Here is a 22390-nt window from a genome sequence, read left to right as displayed (position 1 = left end):
AATAAATATTCTAAATAGAAACACTTAAATATTATTTGTATTAGGTATTTCTGAAGTCCGTTTAATGGACTTTAAGAATCTTGGACATGATATCCTGTTTTTGGATATCAAAAAAAAGGAGGAATACTATATGCCAAAATATAGCGACAAAATAGATTTGTATTCTGACAGGGGTAAACTCGTTGAGAGTGGAGTCCCATTGGAAACTCTCAGTCCTCTAAAAAATGAGGCAATACAGAGTATAGTTTCTAAAATTGTCAGAACAATTGCTGTCGATCTTAAAGGCACCCAGTCAGCACTTGCCACAGGAGCACTTGGTGGTAAAGGCCAATCAATTATGGGAAGAGAAATGAAGCTCGATGTTGTCGGGAAAGCCCCAGAGATCAAGAAAAGAGTAGAAGAAATTCTTAAAGTTGATGCAAAAGACGATACTTTAGTAACGCTTTTGGGAAACAATGAAAGAATGTTGGTACAAGTACCAACAAAGAGAATGTTTTGTGAATATACTGTCGGTATGACTGCAACAGCATCAGCCGTAACACAGGCAATTATTGATGTGTTTGATGTTAGTATATTTGACGCAAACCTTGTAAAGGCCGCAATATGGGGATCCTACCCACAGACTCTTGACCTTAAAGGTGCAAAAATTCAAGCTATGCTTGAAGTTCCTCAGAAGAATGAAGGTCTTGGATATTCGCTTAGAAACATTATGGTTAACCATATAGTTGCAACAACAAAGAAAAACGCAATGAATTCAGCAGCACTTGCTTCAATCCTTGAACAAACTGCAATGTTTGAAATGGGAGACGCAGTAGGGCCATTTGAAAGAATGCATCTATTGGGACTTGCATTTCAGGGAATGAATGCAAACAATATTACTTACGAATTAGTTAAAGAAAACGGAAAGAAAGGAACAATAGGATCAGTTGTTGAATCCATAGTTGGAAAAGCAATTGAAGATAAGGTTATAGCAGTAGACAAGACTCTACCCTCTGGCTACAAAGTATACAAGGCCAAAGATATACCATTATGGAACGCATATGCCGCATCAGGTATGCTTGCCGCAGTTATGGTAAACTGTGGTGCAATGAGAGCAGGTCAAGGAATACCTTCAACAGTCTTATACTTCAACGATTTAGTCGAACACGAAACAGGCCTTCCTGGTGTAGACTTTGGAAGAGCTCAGGGTACAACTGTTGGTATGTCATTCTTCTCCCACTCTATCTATGGTGGAGGAGGTCCTGGTATATTCAACGGAAACCACATCGTTACAAGACACTCAAAAGGATTCGTAATTCCATGTATCGCTGCCGCAATGGCATTAGATGCAGGAACACAGATGTTTTCACCAGAAGCAACATCCGGATTAATCAAAGAAGTATTCTCCACAGTACCTGAATTTGCCGAACCAATGAAGTACGTAAATCAAGCCGCCGCTAAGATTAAAGGAGGTATCTAGGAGGAGTAATATTGAAAATTAGACCTGAGATACAGATATTCCCTTTCAAATTGATTTCAAAAGAAACGGCAGATAAAATAACTGATGAACTAACTAGATTCGACTTTGTCACAAACGTTTCAGTTCACGGACCTTCTATTAATTCAAATGAAAATGAGAACTATATGGTTGGTTGGATATGGATTGAAGTAGAGGACAATAATGAAGATGTCCTGAAAGTTATAAAAGATGTTTGTGATGAGTTCTTGCCTTTTGGCTATAATATCGAATTAGGTAGATTTACAAAATACAAAAAAGGAGTATCTGACTACATAAAAGGTCTAAATTAGGAGGAATAGTTATGAAATATAAAGCACAATTTCACCCTGGAACATCAGATCCATCAAAAAACAGAAAAAAATACATGGATCCTGAATACAAACTCCAAAAGATAAGATCAGTATCCGATGAGGATGTTGTAAGAGTTCTTGGTCACAGGCAGCCTGGAGAGGACTACAAGAGCGTTCACCCACCATTAGAAGAAATGGGAGAACCAGAATGTCCTATAAGAGAACTTGTAGAGCCAACACCTGGCGCAAAAGCTGGAGACAGAATTAGATATGTCCAGTTTACTGACTCCGTTTACTTTGCCCCAATATCTCCTTACCAGAGATCTTGGATGTACTCATACAGATACAGAGGAATGGACAGTGGAACACTTTCTGGTAGACACGTAGTAGAAGCAAGAGAAAGAGATGTAGAAGCAATAGCTAAGGAGCTTATCGAATCTGAAACATTTGATGCTGCTAGAACAGGAATTAGAGGAAGAACAGTCCATGGACACGCTCTAAGACTTGATGAAAATGGTATCATGTTTGATGCTATGCAGAGATATGTTTACGATAAGAGCACAGGAGACGTAAAATACGTAAAGGACATGGTTGGAGAACCAATACCAGCCCCAATTTCAGTTGGTAAGCCACTATCAGAGGACGAACTAAAGAAGAGGACAACAATCTACAGAGCAGATGGTATCACAATAAAGCAAGATGCCGAAGTTCTTCAAATGGTACAGAATGTTCACTGGGAAAGATCCTTCGGTGGATTCGAGCCATTTAAGGAGGCTAAGTTTTAAGGAGGGGATATGAATGGTATATAAAGATGAAAAACATAACTTTATGCAAGCAATGAAAAAGAAGTTTGAGGAAGCTCCTGACCAAAAACAGACAAAGTACTACGTTTACGGCGGATACAAACAGAACAAGAGAAAAGTAGAATTCCACGATGCAGGTCAACAGATTGCTAAGGAAAGAGGAATACCTGGATACAATCCATCAGTAGGTATGCCACAAGGGCAGAGAGTATTAATGCCTTACCAGCTTTCACACACAGACATTATAGCTAACATGGATGACCTTCACTTCGTAAACAATGCTGCTATGCAACAAGCATGGGACGATATGAGAAGGACAATCCTCGTAGGCCTAGACTCACCACACAACATTCTTGAGAAGAGACTTGGAAAAGAAGTTACTCCAGAAACAATTAACCACTATCTTGAAGTAGTAAACCACGCAATGCCTGGTGCAGCAGTTATTCAGGAACACATGGTCGAAACTGACCCAAGGTTAGTAAAAGACTCTTACGTTAAGGTATACTCTGGTAACGATGAATTAATTGATGAAATTGATTCAAGATTCGTTATTGATATAAACAAAGAATTCCCTGAAGCACAAGCAGCACAATTAAAGAAGGCTATTGGTAAATCAATGTGGCAGGTAGTCAGAATTCCAACAGTTGTTGGAAGAATTTGTGATGGAGGAACAGTTTCAAGATGGAGCGCAATGCAGATCGGTATGGCGTTTATCGGTGCATACAACCTATGCGCTGGAGAAGCCGCTACTGGAGATTTCGCATACGCTGCAAAGCACGGTTCAGTCATCCAGATGTCTGACATGATGCCAGCAAGAAGAGCAAGAGGTCCAAATGAGCCTGGTGGACTTATGTACGGAATAGTATCAGACTGTGCACAGTCCTTGGCCAAGTACCCAGATGACCCAGCAAGACACTCACTTGAAACAATTGCACTCGCAGCTTTAATTTACGATCAGATATACCTCGGATCATACATGTCTGGTGGTGTCGGATTCACACAGTATGCAACAGCAGCATACACCGATAACATCCTTGAAGACTTTGTATACTGGGGAATGGAACACGTAAAGGATAAGTACGGAGACCTTGCAAAACAGAAACCAAGTGTAAAACTCATAAACGATATGGGAACAGATGTTGCTATGTACTGTTTAGAGCAGTATGAACTCTACCCCGCAGTTATGGAAACACACTTTGGTGGATCCCAGAGAGCTACATGTATTTCTGCTGCAGCAGGTACAACTGTTGCAATGGCAACAGGTAATGCTCAAGCTGGTCTTTCAGCATGGTATCTTGCAGGTAACGTACACAAGGAACAGATGGGAAGATTCGGATTCTACGGATTCGACCTTCAGGATCAGATTGGTGCTGCAAACACCTTCTCATACAGATCTGATGAAGGTTTACCATTCGAGCTTAGGGGAGGTAACTACCCAAGCTACGCAATGAACGTAGGACACCAGAGTGCATACGCAGGTATCGTTGCAGCTGCACACGCAGCAAGATTCGATGCATGGGCACTTTCACCACACATAAAGGTCGCATTCGCAGACAGGTCACTACCTTTCGACTTCGCAAACATCACAAAGGAGTTCGGAAAGGGTGCCATGAGAGAATTCGTCCCAGCTGGGGAAAGAGACCTTATTATACCATAAATTAAAAATTTATTTTTTCTTTTATTATTTTTAAATTTAGTTTTAATCTTGTACTTGACCTTATATTTTCTTTTAAGAAATTTTTAGTTGAGAGATATTTCTTTATGGAGAAAAAGTTAAAATAGATTACACATAGGATTATCTATTAAAAAGGTACGGGTTAAAAAATGGAAAAGGAAAAAAATAAACGAGATTTATATGTTTTCTCGTTATCTTCATTCTTAAACGATTTAGGATCAGATATGATATACCCGATATGGCCATTATTTGTCACCGTTTTTTTAGGTGCAGATGTTGTAGTATTGGGATTTATAGATGGCATAGGCGATGCTTTAGTTTCAATTTCAAGCGCATTTTCTGGATATTTATCTGACAAATTAAGAAGAAGAAAAATATTTGTTTGGACGGGATACTTATCATCTGGACTAGCTAGATTTGGATATGCCCTCTCCCCAACTTGGTTGTATCTTGCTCTTTTTAAAGCATTAGATCGGGCAGGCAAAATTAGGGGTGCACCTAGGGATGCAATGGTTGCAGAACTATCTTCAAAAAGTAATAGAGGTTCAAACTTTGGATTCCTTAGAGCGATGGACAATTTTGGAGCAATCATTGGAATCACTTTATCTATACTCTTATTGAGGTATCTTGGATTTAGAAATCTGATTTTTTTGGCAGCTATACCTTCATTTTTCTCAGTATGCATAATATACCTTTTTATAAAAGAAAAGAAATTTGATACACAGAAAAGATCTTTTTCATTAAATCTATTTGACAGAAACTTTAGATTATTTGTATTTGTAAATGGCATATTTGCTTTAGGCGCTTTTAGCTATTCTTTCTTCCTGCTTTATGTCAAAGACATTGGATTTTCAATATATACTGTTCCAGTCTTCTATTTAATTTTTACAATATCTAGTACTATTTTTTCATATCCATTTGGAAAAATGGCCGATAGAATTGGAAGAAAGAAAGTATTAATGATTTCTTATTTATCCTTTGCGCTTGTTTGTAGTAGTCTGATTTTTACAAGAAATTTTATAGGAGTAATCGTGATATTTTCCATTTATGGGCTCTACAAAGCGGCTATTGATGTATCCCAAAAAACATTGGCCTCAGAAATTTGCCCACTTGATTATAGGGCTACTTCTTTGGGATCTTTCCAGCTCATTACAGGGCTCATGGCGTTTCCTGCTTCCTTCATAGCCGGAATCCTATGGAAAACATTGGGGATGAATTACCCACTCTATTTTTCATTAACATTATCCTTGGCCGCATTTATATTAATCAATCTAGTAAAAGAACAAAAGGTATGTTAATTAGATAATTTTATAAACCACATTAATTCCTTCTTTTTGGTGAACATCTAATGGAGTTTTGTCCAAAATGCGGTACTCTTTTACGCATAAACAAGAAAGATGGTAAGTCTCTATATGCTTGCAGATGTGGGTATGAGAAAGATATTGATGAGAAAAGTAGATTTGAACATTCTGAGAAAAATGAATCTGGGGACGAAGTTGTAATAATAGAAGATTCTAACATCGTAATGCCTAAAGTCAAGGAAGAATGCAAAAAATGCCACAATAGAGAAGCCTATTGGTGGATGTTGCAGACAAGAAGCGGAGATGAACCAGCAACAAAATTTTACAGATGTACAAAGTGTAATTATACGTGGAGAGAATACGATTAAAAAATAATTATAGAGGATCTATTAAGAACCTCTAATACTTTAATTCATTATTTGATTTACTCTTCAGTTGCTTTTGCTTTCTTAGATGTAGTCTTTTTCGCAGTTGTCTTCTTTGGTTTTGCTTCTTTAGTTTCGGTTTTCTTTTCTTCTGTGGCTTTCTTTTTTGGTGCAGCTTTTTTCGCAGTTGTCTTCTTCTGCTTTTCAGGTTTTACTTCTTCTTTTACTTCAGTTTCTACTTCTTCTTCAACTTCTACTTTCTTAGGTGCTGCTTTCTTTTTTGTTACTTTCTTCTTTGTTTTCTCAGGTTTTACTTTTTCTTTTACTGCTTCAACTTGCTTCTGAGCATCGATCTTCCTTTGTTTTTTAGCTTCAATATTTTTATCAACTATATCCTTTAGAAGAGTAACGTTACTCTCACGTACTGTACCTCTTCTGAAGTCTAAAATAATGCCAAGAGAGTTTGCACGATTAACTGGAATCTTTGCTTCTCTTAATTCTCCTAAAGAGAATCCTCTACTGTTTCTTTCTTTAGTAATATTTTTACTGTGAGTCATTACCTTTGGATTCAATAAATCACCTTTACAAACTTACTTAAAAATATCTTAAAAGAGTTTCTGTAAATAGAAATGGAAAGACTTAAATATGCAATTCATATTGATGGATTTGCATTATTATGCCCGAGTGGTGTAGCCCGGCCCATCATCCAAGACTGTCACTCTTGTGACTCGGGTTCAAATCCCGACTCGGGCGCCATAATAATCATAATCATATAATAGGCATTAGCCACTAATATGAAAAATAAGGTGATAAAATTCTTGTAAGCGTCTTCAGGAAATCACCGAAAAGCTTAAATAGCACTCCATTTTCAATTCCAAAAACTGAAATCTGCACCCTGAAGAGGCTTTTTGTAAAAAAAACTCCTTTTATACGGGCTCGTAGCTCAGTCTGGCTAGAGCACCGGCCTTTTAAGCCGGGAGTCGGGGGTTCAAATCCCCTCGAGCCCGTCACATCCAAGGAGAGGTAATAATGACGAAAAAAAAGATTAATATATTGGATAATGAATTTGTTCCTGAACATACTATTCTTACCGAAGAGGAATCTAACGAGATTCTACAGAAATTTAATATAACTTATGATAAACTTCCCTTAATTTTAGAAACAGATCCCGTCGTAAAGATAATTGGGGCTAAATCTGGAAACATAATTAAAATTGTAAGATCTGATTCTCCTGCAGGAAAAAGCGTTTTCTATAGGTACGTCATCGGCGAGGACACAAAGCAAGGATTGGAAGAAGATTTGATTGATGAAATAGTTGAAGAGGAACCCGCAGAGGAATAGAGGTGATATTAGTTGGATAGATGGGTAGTTATTGAGTCATTTTTTAATGAAAAAGGTTTCGTAAGGCAGCATCTTGATTCATTTAATGATTTTGTTGGAAAAAGGCTCCAAGAAGTCATTGATGAGCAAGCTAAAATTGAAACTGATATTGAAGGATTTTATGTTAAATTTGGTAAGATAAGGGCTGGGGAGCCTGTTTACAAGGAAGCTGATGGTTCAAAGAGAGATTTTTTCCCCCAAGAAGCAAGGCTTAGAAGTCTTTCCTATGTAGTTCCTCTTTATCTTGAGTTCATACCTGTTATAGAAGAAAAGGAAAGAGAGCCTGTTGAGGTAGAGATTGGTAAGCTTCCTATAATGTTAAAATCAAATGCTTGCAGTCTTCACGGATTAGGAAGAGAAGATTTAATTTTGAAAGGGGAAGACCCAAGAGACCCTGGTGGTTACTTTATTATTAACGGTGCAGAAAGAGTTGTAGTTGCCATCGAAGATTTGGCGCCAAACAGAATTTTAGTTGAAATTGATGAAAGACTTCAAGTTGCTATAGCAAAAGTATTTTCAACAAGAAGTGGATTTAGAGCATTAGTCACAGTTGAGAGAAAAAAGGATGGTCTTCTTAGAGTATCATTCCCTTCTCTACCTGGAAAGATGCCTTTTGTAACTTTAATGAAATCCTTGGGACTTGAGAAGGATATTGATATAGTCAATGCAGTATCTTCTGAAAAAGATATCCAGAAGGAGCTTTTGGATAACTTGGAAGAGTCAATGGACATAACAGACAAAGAACTTGCATTGGATTATCTTGGTAAGAGACTTGCAATGGGCCAACAGAAAGAATACAGATTGAAAAGAGCCGAAATGGCACTTGACAAATATCTTTTGCCACACATAGGTACTGAAGAAACTGACAGACTAAGAAAGGCTTATTACCTTGGTATAATGGCAAACAGAGTAATCGAGCTTTCACTTGGCAAGAGGGAGTCAGATGATAAGGACCATTATGCTAACAAGAGATTAAAATTGGCCGGAGATCTTTTAGAAAACTTATTCAGATTATCATTTGTCCAACTTACAAGAGATATAAAATATCAGCTTGAGAGAACATATGCAAGGGGCAGATTTGAAGAAGGAAATGAAGGAGACTTCGTAAAGAAGTCTGTCAGGGCTGACGTTTTGACAGAAAGAATCAGATATGCAATGGCAACAGGAACTTGGCCTGGTGGCAGAATGGGTATCAGTCAGCTCATGGACGATACTAACTTCATGTCTAGATTCTCACATTTAAGAAGAGTTCTTTCACCACTTTCAAGAACACAGCCTCATTTTGAAGCTAGAGATCTTCACCCAACTCACTGGGGAAGAATATGTCCAAGTGAAACGCCTGAAGGTCCAAATTGTGGACTAGTAAAGAATATGGCTTTGATGTCCTATATTTCAATAGGCTCAAATGAACTTGACATCCAGAACTATCTTTTCTCTTTAGGATTAGAGCAGATTACAGATGTAGCAGGGCTCAAAGTAATGACTTACATTTATCTTAATGGAAATCTAATCGGATTTGTAAGAGATGGAAAATCATTCACCGAAACTGTTAGAAAAGACAGAAGGAAAGGAAAGATCGACAACGAAGCAAACATTGTATATTACGAAATGACAAATGAGATTCACATTAACTGTGATCCTGGAAGAGTTAGAAGGCCATTAATCATTGTTGAAGATGGCAAGCCTCTCTTAACAGAAGAACATGTAAAAGCCATTGAAAGAAGAGCTAAAGGCTGGTCAGATTTAATTGCTGAGGGAATCATTGAATACTTAGATGCCGAAGAAGAAGAAAATACTCTTATTGCACTTTCAGAGGAGGATTTGACTCCAGAGCATACACACCTTGAAATTTATTCACCATCAATTCTTGGAGTATGTGCTTCAATTGTTCCATTTGCAGAGCATAATGCAGCACCAAGAAATTCATATGGGGCTGGAATGGGAAAACAGAGTCTTGGATTCTCACAGTCTAATTTCAAATTAAAGGTTGAAACAAGGGGCCACTTGATGTACTATCCTCAGATGCCTATAGTTAAAACTAAAGTTATGGACGCAGTTGGATTTAATAACAGGCCTGCAGGACAAAACTTTGTAGTTGCTGTCCTTTCTTATCTTGGTTACAATATAGAAGATGCACTTATTATTAACAAGAGTTCTGTCGACAGAGGTCTTGGAAGGACAACCTTCTTTAGAACATATGACTCGGACGAGAGAAGATACCCTGGTGGTCAACAGGATAAGTTTGAAGTTCCTGATGAAGCAGTAAGCGGATACAGAGGTCCTGATGCATATGAAAACCTCGATATTGATGGATTTATAAGACCTGAGTCTGAGGTAAAAGGAGGGGATGTATTAATTGGAAGAACAAGCCCCCCAAGATTCTTAGAGGAACTTGATGAATTTGGAACTGCAATTGAAGGTAGAAGAGAAACCTCAATTGGTGTCAGGCCATCAGAAAAAGGAATCATAGATTTAGTATTATTGAGTGAAACTGAAGACGGAAATAAACTTGTTAAGATAAAAGCTAGAGATGAGAGGATACCTGAGCTTGGAGATAAGTTTGCATCAAGACACGGTCAGAAGGGAGTCTTGGGATTCTTATGCCCGCAGAAGGACATGCCATTTACAGAGCACGGTATAACGCCCGATCTTATTATTAATCCACATGCTATACCATCAAGAAAAACAGTTGGCCAGATATTGGAAATGATCGGTGGCAAAGCAGGTTCACTAAAAGCAAGAACAGTAGATGCAACATTATTCGCAGGTGAAAAAGAAACAGACATTAGACAAACACTTCAAGATTTCGGATTCAAGAATACCGGAAGAGAAAGGCTCTACAATGGAATTACTGGAGAGGTAATTGAAGCAGACATATTTGTCGGAGTTTGTTATTACCAGAAGTTACACCACATGGTAGCAGATAAGATCCATGCAAGATCTCGTGGTCCAAGACAGATGCTTACAAGACAGCCAACAGAAGGTAAGGCCAGAGAAGGAGGTCTTAGATTCGGTGAGATGGAAAGGGATTGTTTAGTTGGACATGGAACAAGTTTACTTTTGAAAGAAAGATTACTTGAAGCATCAGATAAGGCCGACATACTTGTTTGTGGAAAATGTGGATCGCTCGCAGTTTATGATAAACTCAGAAACAGAGAATACTGTCCAATCTGTGAAGAAGAAACTGATATTTATCCAGTTGAAATGTCTTATGCTTTCAAGCTTTTGCTTGAGGAGTTAAAATCGATGTGTTTAGATCCAAAATTAAAACTTAGGGATAGGGCGTGATCATCATGTTCAAAGTACCAAAAGTAATAGATACAATACAATTTGGAATATTATCCCCTGATGATGTAAGAAAGATGTCTGTATTGAGAGTTATTACAGCAGATACATATGATGATGACGGATATCCAATAGAAAAGGGTCTAATGGACCAGAGGCTTGGCGTAATTGATCCAGGATTAAAGTGTAAAACCTGTGGTCAGAAATTTGGGGATTGCCCCGGGCACTTTGGGCACATTGAACTTGCAAGACCTGTAATTCATGTTGGCCATGCTAAAGATGTACACAAGATTTTGAAATCTGTATGCAGGGATTGTGGAAAGTTAAAACTTGATGCACCACAAAGAGAGCACTTCCATGAACAACTCATGAAAGCAACTGACAGATTAAAAAACAGAGAAATGGTTGTAAAAGAAGCAATGGACAAGGCAGCAAAAAGTGTATGTCCGTGGTGTGGTAGTGATAAGAGAACTATAAAGTTTGAAAAGCCATATACCTTTTATGAAGAGTGGGGCGAGGAAAGAAACAAACTAACCCCTATAGATGTTAGAGAACGTTTAGAGAAGATACCTGTTGAAGATTATGAATTAATAGGAGTAAACAAAGACGTTTCAAAACCTGAATGGATGGTTCTAACAGTATTGCCTGTTCCACCTGTCACAGTAAGGCCATCTATAACTCTAGAATCAAGTGTAAGAAGTGAAGATGATTTAACCCACAAATTAGTGGATATTATTAGAATCAATCAGAGACTAAGGGAGAACATAGATGCCGGAGCTCCACAGTTGATTGTTGAAGATTTATGGGAACTTTTGCAATACCATGTAACTACTTACTTTAATAATAGCACTTCAGGAGTGCCTCCTGCAAGACATAGATCAGGCAGGATCTTAAAAACTATCTCGCAGAGATTATCTGGAAAGGAAGGAAGATTCAGATCAAACCTTTCTGGTAAGAGGGTAGACTTTTCTGCAAGAACTGTAGTTTCACCAGATCCATACATCAGTATTAATGAAGTAGGAGTTCCAGATTTTGTCGCAACTGAACTGACTGTTCCTGAAAAGGTGACTTCACATAATTTGGAAGAAATGAAAACAATTGTAAGAAACGGACCAAACAAACATCCCGGTGCAAACTACGTAATCAGAAATGATGGAAGAAGAAAAAAGATTACTGACACTACAAAAGATGATGTTGCCGAAGAACTTGATGTTGGATTCACAGTTGAAAGACAGCTTAGAGATGGAGATATTGTTCTTTTCAACAGACAGCCATCACTACACAGACTTTCAATAATGGCTCACGAAGTAAGGGTCATGCCTTACAAAACTTTTAGACTTAATCTTTGTGTGTGCCCACCATACAATGCTGACTTCGATGGGGATGAAATGAATTTGCATCTTCCACAAACAGAAGAAGCAAGAAGCGAAGCAGGCATAATCATGAAGGTCCAGGAAAATATTATCTCGCCAAGGTTTGGAGAGCCAGTTATCGGAGGTATGCAAGATTATATTTCTGGTGCATATCTTATGACAAGAGATGGTGCAGAGTTTTCCGCTGAAGAAGTTGAAGAGAGCTTTTATGAATCTGACATACTCAAGAACAAAGTCGATGTCGAGGCATTCAAGGATAGATCAAAACCATGGACTGGGAAAGAACTTTTTCAAGTCCTACTTCCAAAGGATTTAAGCGTTGAATTCAGGTCCAAGACATGCAGAAAATGTGAAAAGTGTGAATTTGCTAACTGTAAATTTGACAATTACGTTGTTATTAAAGAAGGAAAACTTCTGAAGGGAGTAATTGACGGAGCAGCATTTAAGGCCAGATCAAGTTGTAAACTTCTTGATAAGATTGTAAAGGATTACGGCTCTGATGAGGGAAGAGAATTTTTGGATTCCGTCACAAAGCTTATTATTTCAGTAATAATGAAAGTTGGCCTTACAACAGGTATAGATGATGTCGATATACCTGAAGAAGGTCTTGAAAGAATCGAAGAAATATTAGAAAATGCACATAATAAAGTCATGGAAAATATTGATGCTTACAACAGAGGAGAACTAGAAAAACAGCCAGGTCAAACAATTGAAGATACACTAGAGAATAGAATTATGGCAGAACTTGCAAAGGCAAGAGACAACGCAGGTGGAGTTGCAGAGCAGTATCTTGGTATGAAAAGGCACGCAGTAATAATGGCAAAGACAGGTGCAAAAGGAAACATGCTAGATTTAACCCAGATGGCAGCATGTTTAGGGCAGATGACCGTTAGAGGAAAGAGACTTCACAGAGGATACCAAGAAAGAAGTTTACCACACTTCAAGCGTGGTGACCGTTCAGCTAGGGCAAGAGGTTTTGTTAGTTCAAGTTACAGAAAAGGCCTTTCACCAACTGAATTTTTCTTCCATTCAATGGGTGGAAGAGAAGGTCTTGTAGATACTGCAGTTAGAACTGCCCAGTCAGGTTACATGCAGAGAAGGCTAATTAACGCTTTGCAGGACTTAAAAGTTGAAAAAGACAGAAGTGTAAGAGATAACAGTAATAATATAATCCAGTTTGAATACGGCGAAGATGGTGTTGATCCATCAAGAAGCTCCTATGGAGAAGCCGTTGACATAGATTGGATTGTACATAAAACATTGGCATCGAGGAAGGCGTGAGGTGTTGTAATGTCAGATTTATCTTATATTGATGATCAAATTCAAAAATACGGCGACAGACTTACTGAACATATTTTAGGCCAGCTTAAAGAAAAACTCTACCTAGCCAATGAAAAATATAATTTGTCAGACGGCGAAGTAACAAATATTATTGAAGAATCTATTAAAGCTTATCAAAAATCCCTTGTTGACCCTGGGGAGGCAGTTGGAACAGTAGCCGCACAAAGTCTTGGAGAGCCAGGAACACAGATGACATTAAACACCTTCCATTATGCGGGAGTGGCAGATATCAACGTCACTTTAGGTCTTCCAAGAATTATCGAAATCGTTGATGCAAGGAAAGACCCCAATACCCCAGTCATGAGGATATACCTTGATGAAGAAATAAGGGGAAACAGAGAAAATGCGGAAGGAATTGTCAAAGAAATTGAAGGTACAACAATTGAGAGCATATCAAAAAGCATGAAAATCGATGTCATCAACATGTCAATAGTGGTCGAGCTTGATAACTACAAGATGGAAAAGCAGGGACTTACTCTCGAAGATATTAAAGAAAAACTTTATAAATTGAAAAAAGTTGAGAGCATCGAAGACGAAGACAACTTTTTAACTTTAAAGGCCGGTGACGTTTCTCTTATGGAACTTAGAAAATTTTTTAACAGAGTGAAAGGCCACCAGCTTAAAGGAATAAAGAATGTAAAAAGGGCCCTAATTAAGAAAGAAGCAGATGAATACGTAATATATACAGAGGGTTCAAATCTTGGAGAGGCATTTAAAATACCAGGAGTCGACATATCAAGATCAATATCAAATGATATAAATGAGATTCAGAGAGTGCTAGGAATTGAGGCGGCAAGAAGGGCTATTGTTGATGAAATTAGAAAGACCTTGGAAGAACAAGGTCTAGAAGTTGATATTAGACATATCATGTTACTTGCAGATTTAATGACTATGGAGGGAGAAATAAAGCAGATAGGAAGGCATGGAATAAGTGGAGAGAAGTCTAGTATACTTGCTAGAGCTTCCTTTGAAGTTACTACCAACCATCTTATGAAAGCTGCAAAGTTTGGCGAAATTGACTCCTTGTCAGGAGTAACAGAGAACGTTATAATAGGGCAACCGATACCCATGGGTACAGGAAATGTTAAACTTATAATGAAAAAGTAGGAGGTTATTCAATGGACGTAAATAGAGAAATTAAAAGAACAGTAGACACCGGGAAGGTAATACTTGGAACCAACAAATCCATTAATTCTCTTAAGACGGGTAACGCTAAGCTGATTATCTACACACAAAATTGTCCTAAAAGTATTAAAGAGGATATTTTATATTACTCAAAGATATCAAGCATACCCATTTTAGAGTTTGGTGGTACATCACTGGAGCTTGGTACCGTTTGTGGTAAACCATTCCTTGTTTCAGTAATGGCAGTCATGTCTCCAGGAGAGTCTAACATACTTTCTGGAGGTAAGGTTTATGGGAATTAAAATTTCAACAGACGAGATTAAGTATATTGGACTTTTTGAAAGCATGACTGGCGCAACTGTTAAAGATTGTATTTTTGAAGACAATAAAAATAAAATTGTTTATGTTGTTAAAGAAGGCGATATGGGCCTTGCCATTGGGAAAAATGGTGCGAATGCGCAGAGAGTTAAAGAAACTCTGAATAAGCCAATTGATATTATTGAGTATTCAGATGATCCTGTCAAATTTATTAAGAATATTATCTGGCCTGTTAAAGTTAAAAGTATTCATGTTTCCGAGAGAAAAGATGGCAAGAAGATAGCCGTTCTAGATATTAATAAGAAAGATAAAGGTCTTGTAATAGGAAAAGAGGGAAAAAATATAGATCGAATCAAAAACCTATTAAAGAGACATCATAATCTTGACGATATAATGATCATGTAGAGGTCGTAAATATGAGCAAACCACAAGGTAGAAATGCTGCGAGAAAGATCGAGGGAATAAGAAAAAAGTTTAGATGGAAAGATAAGGTTTACAAGATCAGAGAACTTGATCTAAAAGTCAAATCTGATCCTTTAGAAGGTAGCCCACAGGCTAGAGGGATTGTGCTTGAAAAGGTGCCTATTGAGGCAAAACAGCCTAACTCAGCCCTTAGAAAATGCATTAGAGTACAACTTATTAAGAATGGTAGACAGATAACTGCATTTTGCCCTGGAGACGGTGCCATTAACTTCATAGACGAACACGATGAGGTCGTAATTGAAGGAATAGGTGGCAGACAGGGTGGGTCAATGGGAGATATCCCTGGAGTCAGATTTAAAGTAATTAAGGTAAACAGAGTCTCATTAAATGAGATGGTTAAGGGAAGGAAAGAGAAACCGGTAAGGTAGATATTATGGACGTCAAAGAAAGATTTTATGTTCCCGATAATCTAAAGGTTTTTGGCAAGTGGGATACAGATATTGCCGTTGATGATTTGGGAATAAAGAGTTATGTTAATCTCGCCCCTGTTATAATTCCTCATACAGCAGGAAGACACCAAAAGAGAAGATTTTGGAAAAACAAAATGAACATAGTCGAAAGGCTTGAAAATAAAATGATGAGATCCGGGTCTGCAGGAAGAAAGACGGGTGGAAGATTCTTAAGAAGACATGGTGGCTATACAGGTAAGAAACAGGCCACTTATAAAACATTAAAACTTGCTTTTGATGATATTAATAAAAAAACAAAACAGAATCCTTTAGAAGTACTGGTCAAAGCACTGGAATATGCGGGACCAAGAGAGGAAGTAACAACACTTTCTTACGGAGGAATTAAGTATCATCTTTCAGTAGATACAGGTTCTCAGAGAAGACTTGATATAGCGCTTAAGAATATAGCACTTGGTGCAAGCCTTAAAACCTTTAAAACAAAGAAAAAATTCCACGAAACATTGGCTGAAGAAATAATTCTTGCTTCAAAAGGGGAAATGGCAAGCTTTTCTGTTAACAAGAAGGAAGAAGTAGAGAGGATAGCAAAATCAGCCAGATAATTCGATAGTGGTGATTCATTATGGGCAGAAAAGAAGAGATGGCAAAAAGAGTTAAGGAATTAATGAACGATCCAGTGCACATTAGAAATACTGGAATAGCCGCACACATTGATCACGGTAAAACTACATTGAGTGACAATCTTCTTTCCGGTGCAGGGCTCATGTCAGAAGACCTAGCTGGAAAGCAGCTCGTCTTAGATTTTGATGAGCAGGAACAGGCAAGAGGAATTACTATTAATGCAGCCAACGTATCAATGGTACACAAATACAAAGGTCAAGATTATCTTGTTAACTTAATTGATACCCCAGGTCACGTTGACTTTGGTGGTGACGTTACTAGGGCAATGAGGGCAATTGACGGATGTATCATAGTTGTATGCGCAGTTGAAGGTAAGATGCCTCAAACTGAAACTGTAGTTAGACAAGCTCTAAAGGAAAAAGTCAAACCAACACTTTTCATTAACAAAGTTGATAGATTAATAAGAGAACTTCAACTCTCGCCTGAAGAGTTACAGAACAGATTCATTAAAATTATCAATGAAGTGAACAAACTAATTAAAAATGCAGCTCCACCAGAGTTTAAGGAAAGCTGGCAGGTAAGCGTTACCGAAGGTAGCGTATCATTTGGTTCAGCTTACTACAACTGGGCCATAAATGTTCCTTACATGAAAAAGAGCGGAATAACATTCAAAGATATCATTGAGCACTGTATGAATGATACACAGAAGGAGCTTTCAAAAAAATCTCCATTACACGAAATTCTTCTAGATATGATGATTACTCATCTTCCAAATCCATTGGTATCTCAGAAATACAGAATTCCACAGATATGGAAGGGAGATCTTGAGAGTTCCGTTGCTAAGGATATGCTGGAGTGCAATCCAAAGGGTAATCTTGGAATGGTAGTTACAAAGATAGTTCAGGATCCACATGCTGGAGAAATCTGTGTAGGTAGAATTTTTTCAGGAACACTAAAAACAGGTCAGGAAGTATGGATTGTAGCTACAAAGAACAAGAGAAGGGTCCAGCAAGTCGGAATATTTATGGGTGCTGACAGAGAAAACTTGGAAGTAGTTCCATGTGGTAATATCGTTGCAGTCACAGGATTAAAAGAAGCTATAGCTGGTGAAACTATATGCACCGGCGATGAGCCAATCACACCATTTGAAGCTATAAAGCACTATTCAGAACCTGTAGTTACAGTTGCAGTAGAGCCAAAGAACACCAAGGATTTAGCAAAGTTAGTCGAAGTATTAAGACAGGTATCAAAAGAAGATCCAACTTTAGTTGCAAAGATTAACGAAGACAGCGGAGAATACTTATTGTCTGGTATGGGAGAACTTCATTTGGAAGTAGTAGGTTACAGAATTACTCATGACAGAGGAATTGATATTAAACTATCCCAACCAATCGTTATCTACAGAGAATCAATTGATGGAAAATCTGAGGCTGTAGAAGGTAAATCTCCAAACAAGCACAACAGATTCTACATGCAAGTTGAACCACTAGAAGACAATATTTACAATGCAATAAAAGAGGGAATAATACCAGAAGGCAGAATCAAAGGTAAGGATTTAGGCCCACAACTTAGGGAACTTGGAATGAGCACTGAAGAAGTAAAGGGCATTGCAGATGTTTACAATGGAAACATATTCTTCAACATGACAAAAGGAATAGTTTACATTAATGAAGTAATAGAACTTGTCATTCAATCAATACATGAAGTAATCGATGGAGGCCCATATTCAAGAGAGCCTGTAATGAAGCTTAAGATAAGTCTTGTAGATTGTAAGCTTCACGAGGATTCAATTCACAGAGGTCCAGCTCAAGTTATCCCTGCGGTAAGAGAGGGTTTATTTGCAGCAATGCTTTACGCAAGACCTGTGATATACGAACCTATACAGAAGGTCACAATTACCTCTCCTCAAGATTACATGGGTGCAGTCACAAGAGAAATGCAAGCTAGAAGAGGACAGATAGTTGATATCTCTCAGGAAGGAGATTCCACAACAGTCGTATCTATAGCACCAGTTTCCCAGATGTTTGGGTTTGCTGGCGACATAAGAGGTGCAACTGAAGGAAGAGCGATATGGTCAACTGAATATGCAGGATACCAGAAACTTCCAACAGAACTCCAGGCACAGACTGTTGAGTCAATCAGAAAGAGGAAAGGACTTAAACCACAGCCTCCAAAACCTGAAGATTACCTTAACATGTAAAATGGAAAAAGCTTAAAAATGGATTTAAATTAGAGGATTATACCAGATATAATAAAAATATAGTAAAAAAAGGAGGAAATATTATGGCAACTCAAAAACCACACTTAAATGTAGCCTTTATAGGCCATGTCGATCACGGTAAATCTACTGCCGTAGGTCAATTACTTGTTATGCACGGTGATATCAGGGCAGACCTTATCAAGAAGTTCGAGGAAATGGGAGAAAAAGGTAAGACGTTTAAGTTTGCTTGGGTAATGGATAACTTAAAGGAAGAGAGAGAAAGAGGAGTTACAATTGATCTTTCTCACAAGAAGTTTGAAACAGATTCAAAATACATTACAATTGTGGACTGTCCAGGCCACAGAGATTTCGTTAAAAACATGATTACAGGAGCATCTCAGGCAGATGCTGCAGTTTTAGTTGTCGCAGTAAACGATGGTATCATGCCACAGACACAGGAACACGTTTTCTTGTCTAGAACATTAGGTATCCAGCAATTGGCTGTTTTGATAAACAAGATGGATACAGTAAACTACGCTGAAGACAAGTTTAACGCAGTTAAGGCAGAAGTAGAAAAACTAGTAAGGACAGTTGGATTTAAGGCAGATGAAGTAAAGTTCATCCCCGGTTCAGCTTTCAACGGAGACAACATCGTTGGTAAATCTGAGAAGACACCATGGTACACAGGACCATCATTATTAGAAGCTGTAGACTCTTTCAAAGAACCAGAGAAACCAACAGACAAGCCACTTAGACTTCCAATTCAGGATGTTTACACAATCACTGGTGTAGGAACAGTTCCTGTAGGAAGAGTAGAAACTGGAATAATGAAGAAGGGAGATACCGTATTATTCGAACCTGCTTCAACAGTATTTGGAAAACCAATCTCTGGTGAAGTAAAGACAATTGAAATGCACCACGAAACATTAGACCAAGCATTACCTGGTGACAACGTTGGATTCAACGTTAGAGGTGTTGGAAAGAACGATATTAAGAGAGGAGACGTTCTAGGACATCCAAACAACCCACCAAAAGTAGTAACATTAAACGACTCTTTCAAGGCACAGATAGTAGTATTGAGACACCCAACAGCTATAACTGCCGGGTACACACCAGTATTCCACTGTCACACAGCACAGGTAGCATGTACATTTGAAAAACTACTTGCAGAACTTGATCCAAAGACCGGTAACGTAAAGACTGAAAATCCTGACTTCCTAAAGAGCGGCAGCGCTGCCATTGTCCAAATAAAGCCAACAAAGCCCATGGTAATTGAGGAAATAAAGGTAATACCTCAGTTGGGCAGGTTTGCTGTAAGGGATATGGGAGCAACAGTTGCTGCTGGAATGGTCCAGTCTATCCAGAAGGCTTAAAACTTAATTTATTTATTTTTTATTTAACGAGGCGATATAGTTGCAAAAAGCTAGAATAAGATTGACTGCAATGGAAACTCAGAAACTTGACGAAGTATGCACTCAAGTTAAGAAGATAGCGGAGCGTACAGGTGTAGACATTGCCGGACCAATACCTTTACCAACAAAGAAATTAAAAGTACCAGTAAGAAAATCAACTTCTGGTGACGGTAAAGCTACATGGGAAAGATGGGAAATGAGAATCCACAAGAGGCTCATTGAAATCGATGCTGACGAAAGAACAATGAGACAGATAATGAGAGTCAAGGTTCCAGAAAGAGTTAACATAGAAATTGAACTATTATCTTAATCTTTTATTGTATTTAAAAAATACAATTATCTCTTCTTTGATAGAATTTATATAAAAAAATAAAAATATAAAATTAAGTCTTATACTTCGCCGTGTAGAATTCCCAAGATTTTAATCTTGTGCTACCTGTAACAACTATATTGCCTCTGGAATCAAATGCAATTCCATTTGCTTGATCATCTTCTCCTATTGCTTGCCTCTGCTCCCAGATTTGTTTCCCATTCTTATCGTAGACAACAGTCAAGTAATCAAAGTAAAGCGCGTTACCTTTATACGATGAACCTGTAACTGCAATGTTATCCTTCTTGTCAACTGCAACTGCATAGGCTTTGTCATCTTTTCCAGCGTCATACGTTTTTCGCCACAATAATTTTCCGTCTTTATCATATTTTAGAGTTTTAAAGTCAAAATTATTTCCATTGTGGAAGTAGCCAGTAATTATTACATTATTCTCAAAGTCAATAGCAATCCCCATTCCATGTGCTTGACTATCGTCAAATTGTTGTCTCCAGAGAAGATTTCCGTCCTTATCGTATTTTAATATCATAAACGAGTTTGTAGTATCTGCCCTGCTTCTGCCCATTGTCATTCCCCCGATAACAATATTATCAAATGAATCAATGGCTATGTCATAGGCATAATCGTCATGATCATCTTGGTATAAAATTTTCCAAACCATTATGCCATTTTTATCATACTTCACTGTGTAAACATCGAACTGATTGTCTATGTAGGAGTGTCCAGTGACGATTACATTGCCTTTGGAATCAGTTGCAACACCTTCACCGCTATCATTGCCCCCCATATTGAACTTTTCAGCCCAGAGTTTTTTTCCTTCAGAATTGTATTTAACTGTGTAATACCTTCCATTTGAAATGCCTGTAACTATGACATTATTTTGTTTGTCTACTGTAACGTCATTAGCTTGCTGTGTTCCATCTTCTGATTCAATATTTTGCCATACTACATTACCATTTCTATCATATTTGATAGTAACATAATCCCAACTTTTAATGTATGTGGCCCCAGTTACAATCGGATTATCTTGAAAATCACATACAACACTGTTGGCAAAATCATTTTTTCCTCCATCATAACTTCTTTCCCACATCAAGCTGTATGCAAGAGTTGCTATAGGCAGTGAAAAAACAAATATTGAAAGCACTAAGATTGCATATTTATTTTTCATGAAATCACCTTTGCGCACATATATTTTTGTATTAAGAATATATAAGGTTATATGATATCCTCAAGATTTCCGCAATTAAATATCATAAAATTTAAATATTGAATATCATTTATATATATGGGTGATAGAAATGATTGACTTAATAGCTATCGGTGCTTTGGGACTTACTGGAATAATTGGTTTTGTTGCACTAGTATTAATAGATGCTATTTTTCTATGGATAGGGACTAAGTTTGCAGGAATCGATAAAGCTTCATTTGGTAAGGCAATAATTGGGGTAATTGTTCTCATTGTACTAAGCTCCATTTTGGGTTCAGTTCTGGGCCCCTTTGGAATTCTTGGAGTAATTTTGAGTTTCATAGTGACATTATGGGCGGTAAAGGCATTGTATGGAACTTCTTGGGGAAAAGCATTTTTGGCGTTGATACTAGCCTTCATAGCCTTTATAGTACTTTCAGTTGTTTTGCTAGCCTTGTTAGGGACTGGTCTATCAAATTTAGGAATTTTTTAATTTTTATTTTTTAGGTGGATTAAATGATAATAAGAAACTGCACGGTGGAAGATGTTGACAGAGTTAGAAGATTTGTCAGCGATTGCAAACCTCTTGAATTGCACACATCTTTTACATACTGGACGCTATTCAATTATTTTTCCGATCTATGCTTTCTGATGGAAGAAGATGAAAAAGTAATTGGATTTATTTCTGGCATTAAAAGCTCTATAGAAACTGGAGTTGCATATCTCTGGCAGGTTGGGATAGCTAAAGATCAACGTGGAAAAAATTATGCATATGTTTTAATTGACCATTTTAGTAAAGCGGCTATTTCTTTAGACTGTAATAAAATTCAAGTTTCAATTTCGCCTGAAAATCAAGTGAGCTATAACGCTTTCCTCAAATATTCTGAAGAGAATTCCTATCCATTTGTAAAAATTGGAGAGGTAAAATATCACGATAAATTGGGCGATAAGCATGAATTTGAGATTTTATTTCAGATCGAACTCTGACTGCCCACA

The 22390-nt window shown here is 37.7% G+C and carries 21 protein-coding genes and 2 tRNA genes; 21 read left to right on the top strand and 2 right to left on the bottom strand.

The annotated features are described in order from the left end of the window. Positions 1-130: 130 nt before the first annotated feature. From mcrB to HPY60_03690, 6 genes are all read left to right on the top strand, one after another. Entirely contained in the window at positions 131-1459 is a 1329-nt protein-coding gene (gene mcrB, locus HPY60_03715) for a coenzyme-B sulfoethylthiotransferase subunit beta (protein ID NPV50287.1), read from the top strand. 11 nt (positions 1460-1470) lie between these two features. After that, on the top strand, positions 1471-1788 hold the full coding sequence (locus HPY60_03710) for a hypothetical protein (protein ID NPV50286.1): 318 nt from the start codon (positions 1471-1473) through the stop codon (positions 1786-1788). A gap of 11 nt (positions 1789-1799) precedes the next feature. Further along, positions 1800-2573: a coenzyme-B sulfoethylthiotransferase subunit gamma gene (gene mcrG, locus HPY60_03705; GenBank protein NPV50285.1), complete on the top strand. Its 774-nt coding sequence runs from the start codon at positions 1800-1802 to the stop codon at positions 2571-2573. A 13-nt stretch (positions 2574-2586) separates the two neighbouring features. Beyond that, entirely contained in the window at positions 2587-4248 is a 1662-nt protein-coding gene (gene mcrA, locus HPY60_03700; GenBank protein NPV50284.1) for a coenzyme-B sulfoethylthiotransferase subunit alpha, read from the top strand. A gap of 167 nt (positions 4249-4415) precedes the next feature. Next, positions 4416-5564, top strand: a complete 1149-nt coding sequence (locus HPY60_03695) for an MFS transporter (GenBank protein NPV50283.1) — start codon at positions 4416-4418, stop codon at positions 5562-5564. A gap of 50 nt (positions 5565-5614) precedes the next feature. Continuing rightward, positions 5615-5935, top strand: a complete 321-nt coding sequence (locus tag HPY60_03690) for a transcription factor S (GenBank protein NPV50282.1) — start codon at positions 5615-5617, stop codon at positions 5933-5935. Between the two features lie 56 nt (positions 5936-5991). On the opposite strand, the gene HPY60_03685 is transcribed toward HPY60_03690, so the two are convergent. Then, positions 5992-6504, bottom strand: a complete 513-nt coding sequence (locus tag HPY60_03685; GenBank protein NPV50281.1) for a hypothetical protein — start codon at positions 6502-6504, stop codon at positions 5992-5994. A 106-nt stretch (positions 6505-6610) separates the two neighbouring features. On the opposite strand from HPY60_03685, the gene HPY60_03680 reads away from it, so the two are divergent. From HPY60_03680 to HPY60_03620, 13 genes are all read left to right on the top strand, one after another. Beyond that, positions 6611-6688, top strand: a tRNA-Asp gene (locus HPY60_03680). A gap of 176 nt (positions 6689-6864) precedes the next feature. After that, positions 6865-6939, top strand: a tRNA-Lys gene (locus tag HPY60_03675). A 22-nt stretch (positions 6940-6961) separates the two neighbouring features. Continuing rightward, positions 6962-7273: a DNA-directed RNA polymerase subunit H gene (locus HPY60_03670; protein ID NPV50280.1), complete on the top strand. Its 312-nt coding sequence runs from the start codon at positions 6962-6964 to the stop codon at positions 7271-7273. A gap of 12 nt (positions 7274-7285) precedes the next feature. Beyond that, on the top strand, positions 7286-10600 hold the full coding sequence (locus HPY60_03665; protein NPV50279.1) for a DNA-directed RNA polymerase subunit B: 3315 nt from the start codon (positions 7286-7288) through the stop codon (positions 10598-10600). Between the two features lie 5 nt (positions 10601-10605). Next, positions 10606-13251, top strand: a complete 2646-nt coding sequence (locus HPY60_03660) for a DNA-directed RNA polymerase subunit A' (GenBank protein ID NPV50278.1) — start codon at positions 10606-10608, stop codon at positions 13249-13251. Positions 13252-13260: 9 nt separating this feature from the next. Beyond that, a complete protein-coding gene (rpoA2, locus tag HPY60_03655) occupies positions 13261-14418 on the top strand; it encodes a DNA-directed RNA polymerase subunit A'' (protein ID NPV50277.1) in 1158 nt (385 codons plus the stop codon). Positions 14419-14429: 11 nt separating this feature from the next. Further along, positions 14430-14738, top strand: coding sequence for a 50S ribosomal protein L30e (locus HPY60_03650; protein NPV50276.1), 309 nt, complete (start codon positions 14430-14432; stop codon positions 14736-14738). Beyond that, on the top strand, positions 14728-15159 hold the full coding sequence (locus tag HPY60_03645) for a NusA-like transcription termination signal-binding factor (protein ID NPV50275.1): 432 nt from the start codon (positions 14728-14730) through the stop codon (positions 15157-15159). Before HPY60_03650 ends, HPY60_03645 begins: the two co-directional genes overlap by 11 nt. A gap of 11 nt (positions 15160-15170) precedes the next feature. After that, positions 15171-15605 (top strand): 30S ribosomal protein S12, encoded by a 435-nt coding sequence (locus HPY60_03640; GenBank protein ID NPV50274.1) that lies wholly within the window; start codon positions 15171-15173, stop codon positions 15603-15605. 5 nt (positions 15606-15610) lie between these two features. Beyond that, positions 15611-16246: a 30S ribosomal protein S7 gene (locus HPY60_03635; GenBank protein NPV50273.1), complete on the top strand. Its 636-nt coding sequence runs from the start codon at positions 15611-15613 to the stop codon at positions 16244-16246. Positions 16247-16266: 20 nt separating this feature from the next. After that, on the top strand, positions 16267-18465 hold the full coding sequence (locus HPY60_03630; protein NPV50272.1) for an elongation factor EF-2: 2199 nt from the start codon (positions 16267-16269) through the stop codon (positions 18463-18465). A gap of 83 nt (positions 18466-18548) precedes the next feature. Then, positions 18549-19838 (top strand): translation elongation factor EF-1 subunit alpha, encoded by a 1290-nt coding sequence (gene tuf, locus HPY60_03625; protein ID NPV50271.1) that lies wholly within the window; start codon positions 18549-18551, stop codon positions 19836-19838. 40 nt (positions 19839-19878) lie between these two features. Further along, a complete protein-coding gene (locus tag HPY60_03620; GenBank protein ID NPV50270.1) occupies positions 19879-20187 on the top strand; it encodes a 30S ribosomal protein S10 in 309 nt (102 codons plus the stop codon). Positions 20188-20260: 73 nt separating this feature from the next. Here the strand turns inward: HPY60_03620 and HPY60_03615 are convergent, their stop codons facing one another. Continuing rightward, positions 20261-21376 (bottom strand): PQQ-binding-like beta-propeller repeat protein, encoded by a 1116-nt coding sequence (locus HPY60_03615; protein NPV50269.1) that lies wholly within the window; start codon positions 21374-21376, stop codon positions 20261-20263. A gap of 130 nt (positions 21377-21506) precedes the next feature. Here HPY60_03615 and HPY60_03610 point away from each other — a divergent pair, with 130 nt between their 5' ends. Then, entirely contained in the window at positions 21507-21887 is a 381-nt protein-coding gene (locus tag HPY60_03610) for a hypothetical protein (protein ID NPV50268.1), read from the top strand. Between the two features lie 23 nt (positions 21888-21910). Next, positions 21911-22381, top strand: a complete 471-nt coding sequence (locus HPY60_03605) for a GNAT family N-acetyltransferase (protein ID NPV50267.1) — start codon at positions 21911-21913, stop codon at positions 22379-22381. Positions 22382-22390: the final 9 nt, after the last annotated feature.

The organism is Methanofastidiosum sp. (assembly GCA_013178285.1).
Lineage (GTDB): Archaea > Methanobacteriota_B > Thermococci > Methanofastidiosales > Methanofastidiosaceae > Methanofastidiosum.
Note: the sequence above shows the minus strand (reverse complement) of the source record. Positions and strands in the feature narration are given on the sequence as shown.